This window comes from Protofrankia sp. Cas4 (assembly GCF_963555915.1).
Classification (GTDB): Bacteria; Actinomycetota; Actinomycetes; order Frankiales; family Frankiaceae; genus Protofrankia.
This window is the reverse complement of record NZ_CAUVXL010000263.1, coordinates 1-17,055: the sequence shown is the minus strand read 5'-3', so window position 1 is coordinate 17,055 and position 17,055 is coordinate 1. Positions and strand designations below refer to the sequence as shown.

Genomic DNA, 17,055 nt, shown 5'->3' with positions numbered 1-17,055 from the left:
TACCCGACAACTCGGACAGCACTGACTCCTTGAGGCCGCGCTCGCCTGGCTGTGTGCAGCACCGTCTGCCTGCCCGCACCCGAGCCGACCACCCGCACTGCGGCTTTCGGTGTCGACTTGGGATGGCGTCGTATAGCCGACGGTTCGAACCGTGTCGCCCGCCGGGACGGCGCCTCCGACACGCAGCCGAGGTGCCCGAGCATCTCGGGTCGGGCGATGCTCGACCCGCTCATCGCCAGCGAGCGCGACCCGAACGTGCTTGCCAATCTCGCCCGCACCGGGATGCGCCGCAGACTCGACGTCCGACGCGACGCGCTCACCGGACGGTTCGACGAGCACCACGCCTTCCTGTACGCGACCATGCTGGGCCGGGGTGCGTAGGTCGTTGAGGCCATCCTGATGACCGGAACCACCTACCGCGAGCCGGTGTGAGCCGCAACAGTAGGTGGAATCGGTCATTATGATGACGTTTTCTACCTACGACGCCGTTGTATCTGGGTGTTCCGCGGAACACAGAACCTGACCACCGCCGGCCGTTCGACATGGACGGCGCCGGTTTTCGTGCGGCGGCGGGCGAGCATCGCGTCGGACTCGCGTACACGCACGAGCTGCGAGCCGTCCGGTAAGGTTTCGAGCACGGTCGCGGGCAGGGGTTTCAAGGCCCCGGCGTCCGTGCTGGCCTGCGCCGCGCGACGGGCTGCGCGCAGTCTAGCCGCCGTGCTCACCCGGCGTGTCGGCGGCCACTCCGTCCGCCTGCATGAACCGTAACAGCCCTCATTGTCACGAGTTCAACCTCAATAGGTCGCACAGTGCATTTCGGACGCGCCCAACCAGCTCTTCGTCGGTCATATCATCTGAATCACGAATTGATGGGTCGATCACGTAATCATCGAGAAGGTAGAAGACATCAGTGAGTATCCGATCGAAACGCTCTCGAACCCGCTCCTTCTCATCCAATGCATGACGACGAGCCGCCAGCCACGCATGTGCGAACTCTGGGCCAGACATCTTGGCCTCAATGAGTTCATGCATTAGTTCGAGCTGCCTGGCAATGCCGGTTCCAGGATCGACCTCAGACGGCGATGACCAGACACGCCGCCTCGGCTGTGACGCATCATCAGCCGAATTCCGAATCACCATAGATAACCATTATCGATAATTCCTGCAAACTGATTGTCGCCAAGACGATACACGGTCCAGAACTGCCCGGAATCCGCACGCAGCATGACCATCTTACTTGTTGCCGAATCAATGAACCCGACCGCTTGACCCTGACCCCGGTAGTTAAATCTGTAAATATTTGTTCCGTCGGCAGTCATGTGCGCTTTCATCGCATCTTGGAATGCGGCGAGGTTCGCCTTGTTTTTATTCCCGCCGATGCCGAAGTCCACAGCATGAGCATCGTACTTCTTATTCATAACCTTCGAATTTGAGAAGTCGGCCTTTTCTGCCCACTTTGCTGCGGCACCGCGGCTGCCAGTGGTGCACGGCGCGAGACCGAGGGGGTCGAGCTCCTGATAGGGGTTGGGGACATAGGTGTGGGGGTTGGGTGCGGGGGCCAGGCCGAGGGGATCGGTGGAGTCGTAGCGGGCGGTCTCGGGATCGTAGTAGCGATGATAGTTGTAGTTTGCGCCGACAGCGCATCCCCACAGCCACGGTAGGCCCGGGCCAACCGGGCCAGCCCGTCGGGCAGCTCCACCAACGCCTCGGTGAACGCCGGCGCGTAATCACCAGCCATCGCCAGCTCACCACCGCTACCCGCGATCGCCCGCAGGCGAGTGGTGTTGTGTTCGGCGACATCGGCCTGGTCCCGCAACCGGATGGCCATGCCCCGCACCGCATCCGGATCACCCGGAGTCGGATCACCCTCCAGGTCCAGAACACCCCAGTCACCCACCACGGCCCTCCCCGCATCGTCACCGACCACCGACCACCGACCACCGAAAGCGACCCACAGCCGCACAATCACAGCCCTATGCATAAAGTAATATATTGGAACATAATCAGCATCAATACTCCAGAAGATTGAGATCATTCCCGGCCTCGGGCGTGCTCGCCGGCCGACGCCCAGCCCGGCCCAGCCCGGCCCAGCCCGGCAGGTGCCCGCCGGCTGGCAGGCGCATCTGCACTGAGGGTGGGTACCGTCCGTCGACAAGATCGGCATGAGTTTGTCGTCAGGTACGCCTATCCGGCCAAAAACCGTACCTAACAACAAACAAACGCCGATCATCACCTCCATGAAGGGTCTCGCTCCGAGAGCCCGATTCAGAAGTCGATCATCTGGACCAGTCAAGCACGCCAGACCGTGATCAAATCGTCCGGGCCGACCGTCCGGATCGGCAGGCCTGCGACGACACCGTTCCGGCTGATGGCAAGCAACTCGGTGGCCGGACCGGCCCCCGGTACCGCCGCCGTATCACGGAGCAGGGTGACAGTCTCGTGCCGGTCACGAGGCTTCACCGTCTGCCATGTGATGCCGCCGGTGAACAGAATCCGGGTGACGGGGCCGGAGTGCGTAGGTCGTTGAGGCCATCCTGATGACCGGAACCACCTACCGTTCGGCCGAATGTCGTCCGACAGTAGGTTGAATCGGCCGTTATGATGACATTTTCTACCTACGATGCCGTTGTATACCGAACCTGACCACCGCCGGGACTGCGGCGGCGCGGTCACCCGAGCGCGGCGACGATGGGGGAAGGTCGACCGTCGAACGGATCCCCGGGGGTGCCGCGCAGACGAAGGGCACGGCGTTGACGGCGCGGTTCGCCGTGTATCCGGGCGACATGGCACCCATCCGCTCAAGAGGCACCGGAAAACGAATGTCGATGTCGAGCGGCGCGTCACCGTCGACCGAGATGTGCCAGCCGGTGGCGCGGACGTCCCACGAGGGATCGAGGCCGGTGGTGCAGTACCACATGGCCCGGAAACACAGCACCGGCCGACCGCCTCGGATACCCGACACCGTCATCCGTTGCGCGGCCTTGGTGTCGGCCTCCAGTGTGCCGGCGGCGATCCGGACCGCGCGCCGCGCGGTCGCGACCTACCCGCTCGCCTCCAGGGAGTCCAGCGGCATCGAAAGCGCATCGGCGAGTCGCGTTGCGAGAGATCTGCGAACTCGCTGATCGTCAGGTTGTCAAGCCGCCGCTGGATCGAGGTCAACACCAGCGGGACAGCCTCCGTGATGAACCCGGGACTGCTGCCGGTGCTGTGGATCGAGGTGCCACCGCGGTCGCATGCGGCCTCGACCCGCTCGCGAACCGCCGGATCGATACTGTCCGCACGATGGAACTCGCCCCGGGTCGTGACGATGTTCGCGCCCGCTGCCAGTAACCGGCAGACCTCGTCGATGTCGCAGGTGGCCGGCATGTACAGGATGCAGTCGGCGCCGAGCGCCAGGATCTCGTCGATGTCATGGGTCGCGACGACCCCGGTCGGGCCGAGCCCGCACAGCTCGCCGGCATCACGTCCTGCTTTGGCCGGCGTATGGACGTACACCCCGGCCACGGTCAGGTTCGGGTGCTCGATGACGGCCCGCAGCGCGCGGGTGCCGATGTTCCCGGTGACCCACTGGACGACCCGGTACTGCGGTGTGGCGTCCAATGCCCGTTGGCCCTCGGCCGCCCGTAACCCGTCGAGATCCCCTGCCACGTCGCCGCACCCTCCACTCTCCAGTGGAGAAAACGCTATTCTCCGAAAGCGAGATGGCCAATACCGATCCGCCTTCCCCCGCTTCATGGAGATGAACACCCGGCTGGAGGTCGAACATCCGGTCAGCGGGGTGGTCACCGGGATGGTCAGCGGGATCGACCTGGTCGCCGAGCAGAACCATGATCGCATATCCTCTGACCCGAAACCGAAACCGAAGCCGAAACCGAAGCCGAAGCCGAAGCCCCGACCGACGGAGGTGAACCGATGATCGGCGCAGACGACCACCGCCGTCGCATCGAGCAGCGTGGCCTGTGGTTCGACGAACTGGAGATCGGCGTTGTGTACGTGCACCGGCCAGGACGGACCGTGGGCGAAGCCGACAACACCCTGTTCACCACGTTGACGATGAACGCGCAGGCGCTGCACCTCGACGAGGCGTGGAGTGCCACCCAGCCCTTCGGTCGCCGCCTGGTCAACAGCATGTTCACCCTGTCGACCCTCGTCGGCCTGTCGGTCAACCAGCTCACCCAGGGCACCACCGTGGCCAACCTCGGCTTCTCCGACATCCGCTTCCCCGCTCCGGTCTTCCACGGCGACACCCTCTACGCCGAGACGACCGTGGTGGACAAGCGGCGCTCACGCAGCCGACCGGGCCAGGGCGTGGTCACCTTCGAACACACCGCACACAACCAGGACGGCGATGTGGTCGCGGTCGCCGTGCGTTCCGCGCTGATGCTGTGCTCCGACCCGGGCCCGGAGGTGAGTCGGTGACCACCGACCTGCCCGGACCGGCGCTGTTGTTCTGCCCCGCCGACCGTCCCGACCGATACGCAAAGGCGGCCACGGCGGCCGACGGCGTCATCCTCGACCTGGAGGATGCCGTCGCCGCCGAGAACAAACCCCGGGCACGTCAAGCGCTGCGCGAGACCCTGCTCGACCCGATCCGCACGATCGTGCGGATCAACCCGGCCGGCACCGACGACTACGCCGAGGACCTGGCGGTACTCGCCGACACCCCGTACCAGACCGTGATGCTCGCCAAGACCGAGACGGCCGAGCAGGTGGCCGCCCTCGCACCACGCCACGTCCTCGCGCTCTGCGAGACCCCGCGCGGGGTGCTGGCCGCACCGGCCATCGCCGCCGTCGGCAACACCGTCGGCCTCATGTGGGGAGCCGAAGACCTGGTAGCCGCGCTCGGCGGACGTTCCAGTCGGGACCCCAGCGGCCGCTACCGCCAGATCGCCATGCACGCGCGGGCCAGCGTCCTGCTCGCTGCCGGCGCCCACCTGCGCGTCGCCGTCGACTCCGTCTACCTCGACATCGCCGACCGGGACGGACTCGTCCGGGAGGCACAGGACGGGGCGGCCAGCGGATTCACCGTGAAGGCGTGCATCCACCCCAGCCAGGTCGCCGCCATCCGGCACGCCTTCCTGCCCTCGCCGGAGGAGGTCGACTGGGCCCGACGGGTACTCCAGGCCGCCCGGCAGGCGGCCGGTGTGTTCTCCTTCGAGGGCCGGATGGTCGACGCCCCCGTCCTGCGCCACGCCGAACACATTCTCGCCAACCATCCGCAGTGATGCCGGATCCCTGAGGGCCTGTCGTGACGCCGGGCGCTTCTAGGAGCGCCCGGCAACAGGGGCGTGGATCAAGGAGTGGGGCCGGGGTGCGTAGATCGCGAGGCGGAGGAGAAAGGCACCGGAGGTGTTGGGCGTCGACCGACGGAGCCGGGGTGCCCGCACCGCTTCCCGTTGTGCGGAGCGGTGGACGCCGCGCTTGGCACGACCAACGAAGTGCCGTTCTTCCACATGATCCACAGCGCTGGCGTCATGGGCCTCGCTGACGGCCCGACCGAGGTCCACAAGGTCACCGTCGCCCGCCAGGTTCTGCGGAACCACCGGCCGAGCGACAACCGCTGGCCCACGGAGCGGATCCCGAAGAAGGTGGAAGCCGCCAAGGCGACGTTCGCCGACTACCTCGAGCACGAAATGGGGAACCTGTGATTGACTTCGAGCGGCTTGCCGCCTGGATGGACGAGAACGACCTGCCCGGCAAGGGCGAGCCGCTCGAGCACCGCTTCCTGTCGGGCGGAACCCAGAACGAGATCTACGAGCTGCGCCGCGGCGAGAACCGGTGCGTCATCCGGATCCCGCCACAGAACGCGCCGGCCGATCGTGACGAGGGGATCCTCCGCGAGTGGCGGATCATCGAGGCGCTCGACGGCACCGACGTGCCCCACACCGAGGCCATCGCCATGTGCGCCGACACCTCGGTCCTCGGCCGCGCCTTCTACCTGATGGGCTTCGTCGACGGCTGGTCACCGATCGGCCGCAAGACCTGGCCGGCGCCATTTGACACCGATCTCGACGCGCGGGCCGGGCTCGGCTACCAGCTGGCCGAGGGCATCGCCCTGTTGTCGAAGGTCGACTGGGCGGCCAAGGGCCTGCACGACCTCGGCCGTCCGGACGGCTTTCACGAGCGCCAGGTCGACCGGTGGACGAAGTTCTTCGAGCGGATCAAGGGCCGTGAGCTCGAGGGCATGGACGTCGCCTCGGCGTGGCTGCGCGCCCACCGCCCGATCGACTACATCCCAGGCCTCATGCACGGCGACTACCAGTTCGCCAACGTCATGTTCGCCGACGGGGCGCCGGCCACGCTGGCCGCCGTCGTCGACTGGGAGATGGGCACCGTCGGCGACCCCAAGCTCGACCTGGGTTGGATGATCCAGAGCTGGCCCGAGGACACCATGGCCGAGGCAGCGTCTAAGGCCAGCTACGTCGACCTACGGGGTATGCCGAGCCGCTCGCAGGTCCTCGCGCACTACGCCGAGGTGTCGGGCCGGCAGGTCGACGACATCGACTACTACATCATCCTCGCCAAGTGGAAACTCGCCATCGTGCTGGAGAAGGGCTTCCAGCGGGCCGGGGACGACCACCAGCTGCAGGCGTTCGGGCCGGTGATCGTCGACACGATGAAGGCAGCGGCCGAGCTGGCCGAGACCACGGACTGACCCGGCCCGCGTCGGGGGGCGGCCGCAGTCCCCGGAACACCAACGGGGGCACCCGCTGGGCACGGCTGGACCTGCAACTGGGCACATCCTGGGACGCGGCCAAGCCCACCTTCACCACGGAGCGGGGCACCTACGACGACCTCGCCCAGGGTGTCGTCTCGGTCTCGTCGGCCCGGTTCAACGCCGCGGGCGACACCGCGGTCTTCGCCGCCATCCCGGCCACCGGCCCCAGTGACACGAAGACGAAGGACATCGTCCACACCATCCGCAAGGCAGTGCCCTGAGCGCGACCGGCAGGGCACCGCGCAATACACAGCCCGCAACGATCATCAGCCCGGCCGGCGGAGGGGTACCGTCATGACCAACAGTTCGTCCAGCACAAACCACCGGCAACCGGCCGGTATCGACCCCACCGTGCCGCACTCGGCCAGGGTCTGGAACTACTGGCTTGGCGGCAAGGACCACTTCGCGGCGGACCGCGAGGTCGGTGACCGCATGCTTGCTCTCATGCCCGACCTGGTCGACTCCGCTCGCGCAGACCGGGCCTTTCTGGGTCGTGCCATCCGCTACCTCGCCGGTGAGGCGGAGGTTCGTCAGTTCCTCGATATCGGCACCGGGCTCCCCGCCGCCGACAACACCCACGAAGTCGCCCAGACGATCGCACCGGAGTGCCGCGTCGTCTACGTCGACAACGACCCCATCGTCCTGGTGCACGCCCGCGCACTGCTCACCAGCGTCCCGCAGGGCGTCACCGACTACCTCGACGCAGACGTGCGCGACCCCGACCTGATCCTGCAGGCTGCCGGCCGGACGCTGAACTTCGATCAACCGATCGCGCTCATGCTGGTGGGAATCCTGTGCTTCGTCACGGACGACGAGGCACACGCAATCGTGAATCGACTTCTCGACGTCGTACCGTCGGGCAGTTACCTGACGATCGCCCACCCCACCTCAGAAGTGCACGGCGAGGTGATGGAGAACGCCGTACGGGACTGGAACGAAGACGGCCCCTACCAGCTCATCCTCCGCAACAGCGATGAGATCGCCCGCTTCTTCGACCGCATCGAGCTGCTGGAACCCGGCGTGGTTTCGTGTTCGCAGTGGCGCCCCGAGCCCGGCGATCCCCATGCCGACATCAAGGTGGCCCAATTCTGTGCCGTCGGCCGGAAGCCCTGACGCAGTGCCCTGCACACGTCCGCTCGATTTTGTCACCGGATGCCGTAGGCATCGTGCGGACGCCTGATGTTGCCTAGGCGATGCAGATACAGCATGACCTGCCCGAAGGATCCCAGCACACCGACTTCAGTGTAAGGAATGTCTTTCGACCTACAAAAATCCTGAACTATCGGACGCACAAGGCGAAAGTTGGAGCGGGGCATCCGAGGAAAAAGGTGGTGCTCGATCTGGTAGTTCAATCCCCCCGTCGCCAGCGATACCAAACGCCCTCCGCGAATGTTTCGCGAGCAGACTACCTGACGGCGAACAAAATCCATGTCGTCGTTGTCGTACGTTGGCATCCCCTTGTGATTAATTGCGAATACGCAGCCGAGATAGATGCCGAAGAGGCCCTGCTGCACAGCAAAAAATACCAGCACCTTCCACGGCGACAGCACGGCGATGAGCATGCCGCTGTACGCCAGAAAGTGCATGAACAGCAGAACTGCTTCAGGCGTTCGCCCCCTGGGCTTGAAGCCGGGTATGGCGAGCGCGCTCTTTATGTGCATTGATACAGCCTGAAACGACAACAGCGGCAGGAATGCGAAGGCTTGGACGCGCCGCGGCAGATACCGAACAGTGTCGTGCGAGCCGGCCTGACTCCAGGTCATCAGCATGAACTTGTTGGTGAGGTCGGGGTCCCGCTGCTCGTGGTTCGGGTAGGCATGGTGCCGAAAGTGGTTCGGCGCCCACCATCCATAACAGATTCCGATGGCCAGGTTGGCGTGCAGGAGGCCGATTCTCCGATTCGCCGATCGGCTCACGAGTATCTGGCTGTGGCTTGCATCGTGCGCAAGGAATGCGGTCTGAGTGAATGAGATCGCAAGAATCACCGCGGTTACGATCTGCCACCAAGAATCGCCGAGCAGGACGAAAGCGCTCCAGGTGACCAGATAAAGCGCGACGTTTGCCGCGATCAAGGTTCCATACGCTCCGTAACGCGGCTTCAGCAGACCCGCCGCTCGCACTTTTTCGAGCAACTCGATATAATCGCTTTGAATTTCCCGTTCTGGTCGAAGAGCGATGGCGGATTCCGCAAGACCTGTCTCACCTGAATTACGCAAGAAACGTCGACCTCCCGCCGGAGCATACTCCATAGAGTGACACACGAGAAGCCTCGTGTTTTGAAACGCTCGTATGTCCTGATACCGTCTCGCGCAAACGGGCGCTTCAACTTTCGGTCTCGACGTCGCCGTGCTGGATGAGGGCCGGTGGAGAGCTGCATGTGCGAGCCTACAGTAACGGTTCTAGCACCCGCCGGTTGACGACGGGCAGACCTGGGGTGTGCTTCAGGAGTCCGTTCGGGAAGCCATTCGTTGATCAATGCGATGGCGACGGTGAATTCGTGACGGAAAGCGACCGAATCATACTGATCCGTGAGTCACCCCTCGCAACCGGGCTCAGGCCGTCGGAGGGCGCGCGGTCAGACGAGCATGGGCATGACGGCGCCCCATGAGCAGACCGGTGTATCCGACGACGGTCACCAGCACCGCAAGAGCCTGCATGAGGGGGTTCAACCCCTTCGGATACAGCTCACCCTTGATATAGTGATCAATGAACCCTCCCGGATAGACCTGCTCAGCTCCCATCCGCCGCAGGTACTTCTCCAGCCACGTCAGCGGACACGGGAAGCCGATCCCGACGATCAGCACGCCCCACAGCGCCGCGGGGACGTGCAGCCACAGCAGCCCCGGCCATCGCCAGACGAGCAGCCCTCCCACGACGACAAAGATGATGAACGTGACGTGGACGGCCACCACGAGATCGGCCAGCAACCGGTAGCGCATCATTCCTTCCCGGCGGTCTGCGGCATACCACGCGAGTCGGCCTGCTGCACCTGCCGCACCCGGTAGTCATCCTACGCACTCACGCAACCGTGACGCAGAACCGGCTCAGCGGGATCCCCACGTCAGACGGCCCTCGGTATTCCCGAGTGCATGCGTTGGCGCACCTCGTCGGTGCACTCACCCATTTCATCCGCCGGCGGCACGAGGCGGATGCCTCCCACCAAGACCGGAGGAAGGTCCAGGGCGCCCTCGTCGGCAAGATCGACATGGCGGACCTCCTCACCGAACAGGACTTCCAGGAAGGCAAGCATGCCCGCATCGATGCCGTTGCCCGGAAATACGACCCATCCGCATGATCACTTATACCGCATCGGTGCCTTGAAGACCGTCCCAGGACCACCGGGGAACGGGCAGGCCCGGAGCCACCTGGGAATCACGCGGCGAGTACGCCAGCACGTCGCGCACAGCCCACTCCATGTACGACCGTAGGACGGCCCGGAAATCAGTGTCATCGGGAAGGCCCGCATCATCAGCCGCCTGCACGAAACACCGGATGAATCTTTCTCCCAGGTCGTCCTGGGCGCCCGCGCCGGCGTGGATGTCAAGCATCGCCGAATGACCGCCGCAGGACAGCGAGTACAGCGCCGGGCCACCGAACACCTCGGCCCAATAGCCGGCCAGCCTCGCCACGTGCTGGGGATGGCCGGGATGGGAGAACGGATGGTTCAACACCGGATCCGCCAGGCAGCGCTCGTGGTGGGCGGCCGCAAGCGCCAAGAACGCCGACTCGCCACCGGCGAACTCAAAGATCGATGGGCGTGACATACGCACTACTGTGAACCGTGACCGCGCAACGCCGCCACCCCCACGGATGTGGCGCACCCGGTACAGGGATCGCAACCACCGTGAGGCCGTCGATGCCGGAAAAATCGGCGGGATTGCACATGTACACCGGTAGATCATTAGACAGGGCCGTGGCTGTGATCATGGCGTCGTACGCGCGAGCGGAAGGCTTGCGGCCAGCGTGACCGCGGTGAGGACGGCAGCCGCGTGTCGTTCGTCGCGGACGAGTTTCGGGCACCGGCAGGCGTTGCAGCGCCCCGCCGGCTACGGGATCAGCGTCTTGGCGAGTGCGCGCCACTGGTCGATCGGAATGGTCTCTGGTGAGCCTGTGGTAACGCTTACGGCGACGTGATCGGCCCCTGCCCGCACATGTTCAGAGACCCGTGCCGCGACCGCGTGGACGTCGCCCCAGGCGACGAGGGCGTCAACCAGCCGATCATCGAGGTGGGTGATCTCGTCCTCGGTGAAGCCCATCCGGCGGAAGTTCGCAGGGTAGGCGGGAACCGTGCTCAGAAAGCCGAGAGGTCCGCGGGCGATCCCTCGCGCGCGGCCGGGATCTGTGTCGAGGACGACGAGCTGTTCGATGGCGAGGGTGGTGTCCTCGCCCAGCAGCGAGCGGGCCCGGACGGTGTAGTCGGGGGTGACGAGGACGGGAAGGGCACCGGCCGCGCAGCGGCGGGCCAGTTCGAGCATGCGCGGCCCCAGCGCCGCCAACACACGCGCGGTCGCCGGGACGGCGCCCAGCGCATCGAGGTACGCGGTCAACGTCTGCACCGGCTTCGCCCCATGCGCGCCACCGAGACCAACGACGAACCGACCCGGATGGGTGGCCTCCAGGTCGGTGTACAGGGCCGCCACAGCCTCCGGTTCGAACCGGTCGACGGAGATGATCCCGCTGGCGACCCGGACTGTCCGGGTCGCACGCACGAGATCGGCGATCTGCCCGAGACCACCGAGCGGGCCGCCCGTCAGCCAGATCGTCGAATAGCCCAGGTCCTCCAGCTCGACCGCTGCGTCGAGGAGCCCATCCGCTGCGGGACTCAGGACCGCACCGACCGGTCCCAGCTCGATCTTCGACATCACACTTCGCCTCCAGCCACACAGGTCACCCGACGGAAGGCCACAACAGGGCCACGCGCCGGGATGTTCCGAGGCAGGCTGCGGTCGGCGCTGGCGTCGACGCATCCATCAACCTTGGCTGATCACGGACCCGACGAATGCGGCAGCATCCACATGTCCGGCCTTGTGGTGGCCAGCTCGTGTGTCATGTTTCGTAGCCACTTCGACCCATATTCGATCATAGTTCGGCCGTCACGATACTGGCTCGTGCGGCGAGGACGGACACAATGTCGTGGTGGTTGAGGTAGGCCACTACCCGCCACCGGTCATCATACCGGCGCAGAAGAAAGGCCGATGACAGCGTCAGCTCGCCACCCGCGATGTGGTTCGCGTCGAACTGGACGCTCCATGTAGTTTCGACCAGAGTGTGAAGCCCGTCAAGCGATGTCTCGGACAGGCCGGTGAGCGTCGTGCCGGTCGCTCCCACAGATGCAAACAGACGTTCCCGGAGAGGCAGGGTCCGTACGAAGTCCTCTCGCGTCACACAGGTTGCGTGGGACGGGTCGAGGCTGAGGAACTCCTCCGCGAACATGTCGGAAAGTGCGGCGGTGTCGAGCATGCGGCTTGCATGCTCGAACCGTGCGAAGAAGCTCTCCACGGCGGGCCGGATCGAAGTGGGCATTGCATGACTCCCGATGTCGTGGATTGGGTGTTTCTTCAGAGGACGTCTGCGAGGCGGCTAAGCAGCGGAACGGACGCATGGAGGTGGGCCAGTTCCGAGTCGGTGAACGATCGGGTCAACGCGTGCAGAAGCGCGTCGAAGACGGCTTGTTCGCTGTCTCGCAGCACGTGGTGGCCCGCATCAGTAATTGCTACCGCCACCTTGCGGCGGTCCGTCGCATCCACGCTGCGCGTCACCAACCCGCGCCGGCGCAGCTCGCTGAGGACCGCCGTGATCGCCTGCGAGGTAACCCGCTCACGTCCCGCGATCGTTCCGGGCGAGGTCGGTCCTTCCCGCTGGAGACGGACGAGGACAGCCGCCTCGGTGAACGTGACGTCGGACCCCGCACCACTCGCGGCGTACAGCTGACGCATGCGGCGGGCGACGCGGCCGACAGCGATTCGCAGGTCCTGCGCGTCCTGCAGAAGATCCGGAGTCTCGCTCACAGATATGAAATCTAGCTTACGTATCCTGGGCGAGCAAAACCGGCTGCTTACGACAGCGGCACGGTGTGACTCGCTGCGGTCCCCACCACGATCCCCGTGACGGTGGTCGCGGGACTGACCGTAGGCTCCCTGCGGGTGTCCGAAACTTGTCCGGGGCTGTGACCTGGGACTTTTGCGGGCGCATCGCGCGGAAGTCGCGTCGGTCGAGTGTGAGAACACTGTCGGTCTGGTACTGCTCCGCCAGCACCACGTTCACCGCGTCCGCCACAACGGCCAATCTCCCAGTTCACCACCAATCGGCGTTTTCCCAGCAATCAAACAATAGCCGACACTGAAAGCCCCTCCGAAATCCCACGAGAAATCTCCTCGCGGTCTTCCGCGGTCAACGCCTGACCCCGCACCCAGGTCTCCCATCAGTGAGCCACAAGATTCATCACATGTGGCGCACTGACTCCTTGAGGCCGCCGGAGGAACCGGAGGTGTTGGGTGTCGACCGACGAGCCGAGGTACCCGTGCCTCGCAAAGCGATGGACGGGGGGCGATGTGGCGAGGTGCGTGCCGTGGCCCCGCGACGCCGCGTCCCTATTGCCGGGCGCTCTAACGCCGTGAACCACTCAGCGCATCGACGCCGGCGGCGAGGGCGAGCACGGATCCAGTCACGATATATTTGACGCCGGCGCTGTAGCCCATCAGACCCATGCCATTGTCGATGACTGCGATGACCGCACCGCCGAGCACGGCATCAAGGATGCGGCCCTTGCCACCGAAGAGGCTGGTTCCGCCGATGACTGCGGCGCCGACCGCGTAGAGCAGGGTGTTACTGCCGCCTGCGTTGGGATCCACGGACGTGGCTCGGGAGGCTGCGGCGATACCGCCCATCGCGGCCATGGTCGAACAGATGACGAAGGCAACAACACGGATCCGGATGATGTCTATGCCGGCGCGGCGGGCGGCTTCGGCATTGCCGCCGACAGCGTAGACATGACGTCCGAAACGGGTGCAGGTCAGGACGTATGTCCAGAACACGAGCAGCGCGACGATCACCGGCACGATGACCGGCACGCCGCGCAGGGAGACGATCGCGCTGTTACGTGAGCGTTGGAGGTTGAGGAAGTAAACGGCGGCCCCACCCACCAGGGCAAGCGCGGTGATCCGTGCCGCAACCACGGAGTGCGTGGTGTGGCTGAGACCATGGGCACGGCGCGTGACGATTCTGGCTGTCTGGACGTATCCGTAGCCGATGACAGCTATGGCGAACAGTGCCCATCCCAGGACCGGAGGGAGATTCTTGTTCGCGATTGCAATGATCGTCTTATCTTGGATGGAGATGTTGCCGCCGTTCCCAATGATGAGTAGGACGACGCCCTGGAGGGCGAGGAACGCGGCCAGCGTAACGACGAATGACGGTATGCCGATGCGAGCGACCGCGAAGCCGAGGACCACGCCGATGATCGCGCCTGTGGCCAGCGCACCCAGCACGGCCACCCACCAGGATTGGCCGTTATTGGTCAGGAGGGTGGCCATGACCGCCGCACACACTCCGGAGGCGAAGCCCGCGGACAAGTCTATCTCTCCAAGGAGGAGGACGAAGACGAGACCCATGGCAATGATGGTGATCGCGGCACCCTGGGTAAACAGATTCGCAAAGTTGGTCTTTGAGACGAATGACGGCCGCAACACGGCGAAGACCACGCACAGGACGATCAGGCCGAGGATAGCCGGCAGGGCACCCATGTCCCCGCCACGGATTCGTACGGCATAGCTGCGGACATGGCCGCCGAACCCGGAGCGCTCCTGCGCGGCAGGCGCTCGGGCTGCGATCGGCGGCATCTCCCCGCTCAGAGGGGCTGACTGATCGACAAGGTGGACGCTTTTCATCCCGGTTCTCCGTTCGACGGCGAGGCGACCGAATCGGCCGGCGGTAGGCCGCCTGCCGCCACCGGAGCTACCGCAGCCAGCGTCGCCGCGTCGGCATGGTGTGGTGACGGCGGCGGCCCTTTTTGGCTCACGCCCGACTGGCCGGTCGTGATCAGTTCGACTATCGTGGCGTGCGTTGTCTCGGCAGTCCGTACCTCTGCCGCCACTCGCCCGAGGTAGAGCGCACAGACCCGGTCGGACACAGCCAGGACGTCGTTCATGTTGTGGGAGATGAGCACGACGGCAAGTCCAGCCCGCGCAAGCCGTCGCACCAGTTCGAGTACCTGGGCGGTCTGCGCCACGCCCAGCGCGGCGGTCGGCTCGTCCAGGATCACCACCTTGCTGTTCCACAGGGCCGCCTTGGCGATCGCGATGGTCTGGCGTTGACCACCGGAAAGGCTGGCGACCTTCTGACGAAATGACGTGACTGTACGCACTGAAAGGTCGGCGAGCGTCCTGGCTGTGAGTTCCTCCATGCCTGGCTCGTCAAGGACGAACCGTCCCCGCTTCTCCCGGCCGAGGAACAGATTCTGGACGATGTCGAGGTTGTTGCACAGGGAAAGGTCCTGGTAGACGATCTCGACACCGAGCGCGGATGCGTCTCGGGGGCTGTGCACGTTCACCGGCTCGCCATTGAACAGATAGGTGCCGGAGTCGATGGGGTGGATGCCAGCGATGCATTTCACCAGCGTGGACTTGCCGGCACCATTGTCGCCGACCAGAGCGGTCACCTCGCCGGAGCGGGCGGCGAAATGTACATCATGCAGGACGTGCACCGCCCCGAAGCTCTTGTTCACCCCACGTAACTCTAGGATAGGGTCTCGCTCCAGACGATCATCCATCATTGCTCCTCGTGCGACGAAGCCTCCCTGCGGTCCGACGAAGACCCCGCGCCCGATCGCCGATGGCGCGCCGCTGCGCCGCTGCGCCGCTGGCGTGTCCGCACTGTCGTGACCGCCGGACCCGCCGATCGCCAACCGTGCGCGGGGTCGCTCCGAACCGGGAGCGCTATTCAGAAGGCGTACTGTACGTGAGACCGGCTCAGATCGAGACCGGTTCAGCTCTTCCGATCAGCATATTCTATATTATGAATAACGCACCGGGTAGCCGCGTCACAGGCCCGCGGCGGCACACTGGGTCGTGAGGGATTCGATGCACACCTGCGCTCGGGAAACATAAGCGTCGGCGATGACATCCTTGACATTCGATTTGGTGATTGTAACCGGCGTCAGCAGGATTGACGGGACGTCCCGCTTTCCGACCGGGTCCTGGAGGCTGCCGGGCACGCTCGGCTTTCGGCCACTGGCCAGGTCGATCGCCAGGGATGCCGCAGCGTCCGCCTCCTTCTTGACGGCCTTGTAGACGGTCATGCACTGGTCACCGGCAACAATATGCTGCAGGCCCTGCACCGTGGCATCCTGGCCGGTGACAGGAATCTTGCCGTTGAGGTGGTTCTTCGCCAGGATTGCGATCGCGGCGTTGCCGAGTCCGTCATTGGCCGCCAGCACACCAGCTATCTTCGGCTGCTGGGTCAGCATCTGTTCAAAGATCGTTCCGGCCTGCTGGTTGTCCCATTCCGGCACCGCTTGGTCCGGTCCCTTCACCAGAGTCCCGCTGTCATACAACGGCTTCAGCACCGACTCGTAGCCCTGTTTGAACAAGGTTGCGTTGTTATCGGTCGGTGAGCCGTTCAACTCGGCTACGATCGGCTTGTCCACACCCTGTGCCTTCAGGCAGTCCACCAGGCCCTGGCCCTGCAGCTTCCCGACCGCCACATTGTCGAAACTGACGTAATACTGAGCGGACCCACCCAGCGTGAGGCGGTCGTAGTCAATAGTCGCCACACCCTGGGCCCGGGCTTTCTCCTGGATCGCCTTACCCGAACCGGAGTCCAGGTTCGTCATCATGAGCACCGTGACACCTGACGTGATCATCTGGTCGGCAATCGTCTGCATCTGGGTCACGTCGCCCTGTGCATTCTGAATCTGGTACTGAACTCCGGCGGCCTTGAAGGCCGCCTCCAGCAGCGGCTGGTCCGCGGTCGTCCAGCGGGCGGAGCTCTTCGTGTCCGGCAGGATTACGCCGATCTTTCCTGTTTTCTGGTTGGCGGTCGATGACGTTGACTCAGAAGAAGATGCCGCCGGTTCGGAAGACGAGCTGCCGCAGGCGGCCAGAAGCGGGAAGGCGATCGCGATCGTCGCCGTTATTCCTAAAATCTTTTTCCGCATCAACGTGTATACCTTTCCTGGGTGTCCAGATCGCCTGTAATAATCGGGCCGTCGATGACGGAACGCATAACACGCCTCGCTATTTGTCAACAATGAATGGCCAGTGACCGCCGTTCCGAGAATTGGGTTCGGAATCGGACCGGATGAGCCACACCCTAAGTGGTCGGCGGCAATTCGAACCATA

The 17,055-nt window shown here is 64.7% G+C and carries 18 protein-coding genes and 4 pseudogenes; 6 read left to right on the top strand and 16 right to left on the bottom strand.

Annotated elements, in window-relative coordinates; genetic code table 11:
* Positions 1 to 216: 216 nt before the first annotated feature.
* The gene (locus U9979_RS23910) at positions 217 to 381 is read left to right on the top strand and encodes a hypothetical protein (protein WP_322781055.1); all 165 of its coding nucleotides are present in this window, start codon (positions 217 to 219) and stop codon (positions 379 to 381) included.
* A 92-nt stretch (positions 382 to 473) separates the two neighbouring features.
* Here U9979_RS23910 and U9979_RS23905 read toward each other — a convergent pair whose 3' ends face one another.
* From U9979_RS23905 to U9979_RS25435, 4 genes and pseudogenes are all read right to left on the bottom strand, one after another.
* Positions 474 to 725 carry a hypothetical protein gene (locus U9979_RS23905; protein WP_322781054.1) on the bottom strand — a complete coding sequence of 84 codons (252 nt, stop codon included), beginning with the start codon at positions 723 to 725 and terminating at the stop codon, positions 474 to 476.
* A gap of 55 nt (positions 726 to 780) precedes the next feature.
* Positions 781 to 1,140: a colicin immunity domain-containing protein gene (locus tag U9979_RS23900; protein ID WP_322751132.1), complete on the bottom strand. Its 360-nt coding sequence runs from the start codon at positions 1,138 to 1,140 to the stop codon at positions 781 to 783.
* Positions 1,134 to 1,634: pseudogene (locus tag U9979_RS25440) on the bottom strand (RHS repeat-associated core domain-containing protein); the annotation flags it as partial. The gene U9979_RS23900 and the pseudogene U9979_RS25440, both read right to left, overlap by 7 nt.
* A gap of 977 nt (positions 1,635 to 2,611) precedes the next feature.
* Positions 2,612 to 3,600 (bottom strand): annotated as a pseudogene (locus U9979_RS25435) (dihydrodipicolinate reductase).
* 312 nt (positions 3,601 to 3,912) lie between these two features.
* Here U9979_RS25435 and U9979_RS23875 point away from each other — a divergent pair.
* The 4 genes and pseudogenes from U9979_RS23875 (at position 3,913) to U9979_RS23860 (ending at position 6,655) form a co-directional block, all read left to right on the top strand.
* Complete coding sequence (locus tag U9979_RS23875; protein ID WP_322781049.1) at positions 3,913 to 4,419, top strand: MaoC family dehydratase; 507 nt, start codon at positions 3,913 to 3,915, stop codon at positions 4,417 to 4,419.
* Positions 4,416 to 5,225 (top strand): CoA ester lyase, encoded by an 810-nt coding sequence (locus tag U9979_RS23870; RefSeq protein WP_322781048.1) that lies wholly within the window; start codon positions 4,416 to 4,418, stop codon positions 5,223 to 5,225. Before U9979_RS23875 ends, U9979_RS23870 begins: the two co-directional genes overlap by 4 nt.
* Before the next feature lie 183 nt (positions 5,226 to 5,408).
* Positions 5,409 to 5,648: pseudogene (locus tag U9979_RS23865) on the top strand (acyl-CoA dehydrogenase); the annotation flags it as partial.
* Between the two features lie 26 nt (positions 5,649 to 5,674).
* A complete protein-coding gene (locus U9979_RS23860; RefSeq protein WP_416220299.1) occupies positions 5,675 to 6,655 on the top strand; it encodes a phosphotransferase family protein in 981 nt (326 codons plus the stop codon).
* Positions 6,656 to 6,785: 130 nt separating this feature from the next.
* On the opposite strand, the gene U9979_RS23855 is transcribed toward U9979_RS23860, so the two are convergent.
* A complete protein-coding gene (locus U9979_RS23855; RefSeq protein ID WP_322781045.1) occupies positions 6,786 to 6,908 on the bottom strand; it encodes a hypothetical protein in 123 nt (40 codons plus the stop codon).
* Between the two features lie 104 nt (positions 6,909 to 7,012).
* Between U9979_RS23855 and U9979_RS23850 the strand changes: the two genes are divergently transcribed.
* On the top strand, positions 7,013 to 7,831 hold the full coding sequence (locus U9979_RS23850; RefSeq protein WP_322781044.1) for an SAM-dependent methyltransferase: 819 nt from the start codon (positions 7,013 to 7,015) through the stop codon (positions 7,829 to 7,831).
* 32 nt (positions 7,832 to 7,863) lie between these two features.
* Here U9979_RS23850 and U9979_RS23845 read toward each other — a convergent pair whose 3' ends face one another.
* From U9979_RS23845 to U9979_RS23800, 11 genes and pseudogenes are all read right to left on the bottom strand, one after another.
* On the bottom strand, positions 7,864 to 8,934 hold the full coding sequence (locus tag U9979_RS23845) for an acyl-CoA desaturase (protein ID WP_322781043.1): 1,071 nt from the start codon (positions 8,932 to 8,934) through the stop codon (positions 7,864 to 7,866).
* 336 nt (positions 8,935 to 9,270) lie between these two features.
* Entirely contained in the window at positions 9,271 to 9,657 is a 387-nt protein-coding gene (locus tag U9979_RS23840; protein WP_322781042.1) for a DUF2784 domain-containing protein, read from the bottom strand.
* 122 nt (positions 9,658 to 9,779) lie between these two features.
* The gene (locus U9979_RS23835) at positions 9,780 to 9,968 is read right to left on the bottom strand and encodes a hypothetical protein (RefSeq protein WP_322781041.1); all 189 of its coding nucleotides are present in this window, start codon (positions 9,966 to 9,968) and stop codon (positions 9,780 to 9,782) included.
* A 49-nt stretch (positions 9,969 to 10,017) separates the two neighbouring features.
* Positions 10,018 to 10,482: a group II truncated hemoglobin gene (locus tag U9979_RS23830; RefSeq protein WP_322781040.1), complete on the bottom strand. Its 465-nt coding sequence runs from the start codon at positions 10,480 to 10,482 to the stop codon at positions 10,018 to 10,020.
* A gap of 282 nt (positions 10,483 to 10,764) precedes the next feature.
* Positions 10,765 to 11,580, bottom strand: a complete 816-nt coding sequence (locus U9979_RS23825) for a TIGR03620 family F420-dependent LLM class oxidoreductase (protein WP_322770625.1) — start codon at positions 11,578 to 11,580, stop codon at positions 10,765 to 10,767.
* 217 nt (positions 11,581 to 11,797) lie between these two features.
* On the bottom strand, positions 11,798 to 12,241 hold the full coding sequence (locus U9979_RS23820) for a nuclear transport factor 2 family protein (RefSeq protein ID WP_322781039.1): 444 nt from the start codon (positions 12,239 to 12,241) through the stop codon (positions 11,798 to 11,800).
* Between the two features lie 35 nt (positions 12,242 to 12,276).
* A complete protein-coding gene (locus tag U9979_RS23815; RefSeq protein ID WP_322781038.1) occupies positions 12,277 to 12,726 on the bottom strand; it encodes a MarR family winged helix-turn-helix transcriptional regulator in 450 nt (149 codons plus the stop codon).
* 148 nt (positions 12,727 to 12,874) lie between these two features.
* Positions 12,875 to 12,994: pseudogene (locus U9979_RS25430) on the bottom strand (VapC toxin family PIN domain ribonuclease); the annotation flags it as partial.
* Positions 12,995 to 13,323: 329 nt separating this feature from the next.
* Entirely contained in the window at positions 13,324 to 14,556 is a 1,233-nt protein-coding gene (locus tag U9979_RS23810; RefSeq protein ID WP_416220298.1) for a sugar ABC transporter permease, read from the bottom strand.
* A gap of 44 nt (positions 14,557 to 14,600) precedes the next feature.
* Complete coding sequence (locus U9979_RS23805; RefSeq protein ID WP_416220297.1) at positions 14,601 to 15,473, bottom strand: ATP-binding cassette domain-containing protein; 873 nt, start codon at positions 15,471 to 15,473, stop codon at positions 14,601 to 14,603.
* A gap of 282 nt (positions 15,474 to 15,755) precedes the next feature.
* Positions 15,756 to 16,871 carry a sugar ABC transporter substrate-binding protein gene (locus U9979_RS23800; protein ID WP_416220296.1) on the bottom strand — a complete coding sequence of 372 codons (1,116 nt, stop codon included), beginning with the start codon at positions 16,869 to 16,871 and terminating at the stop codon, positions 15,756 to 15,758.
* Positions 16,872 to 17,055: the final 184 nt, after the last annotated feature.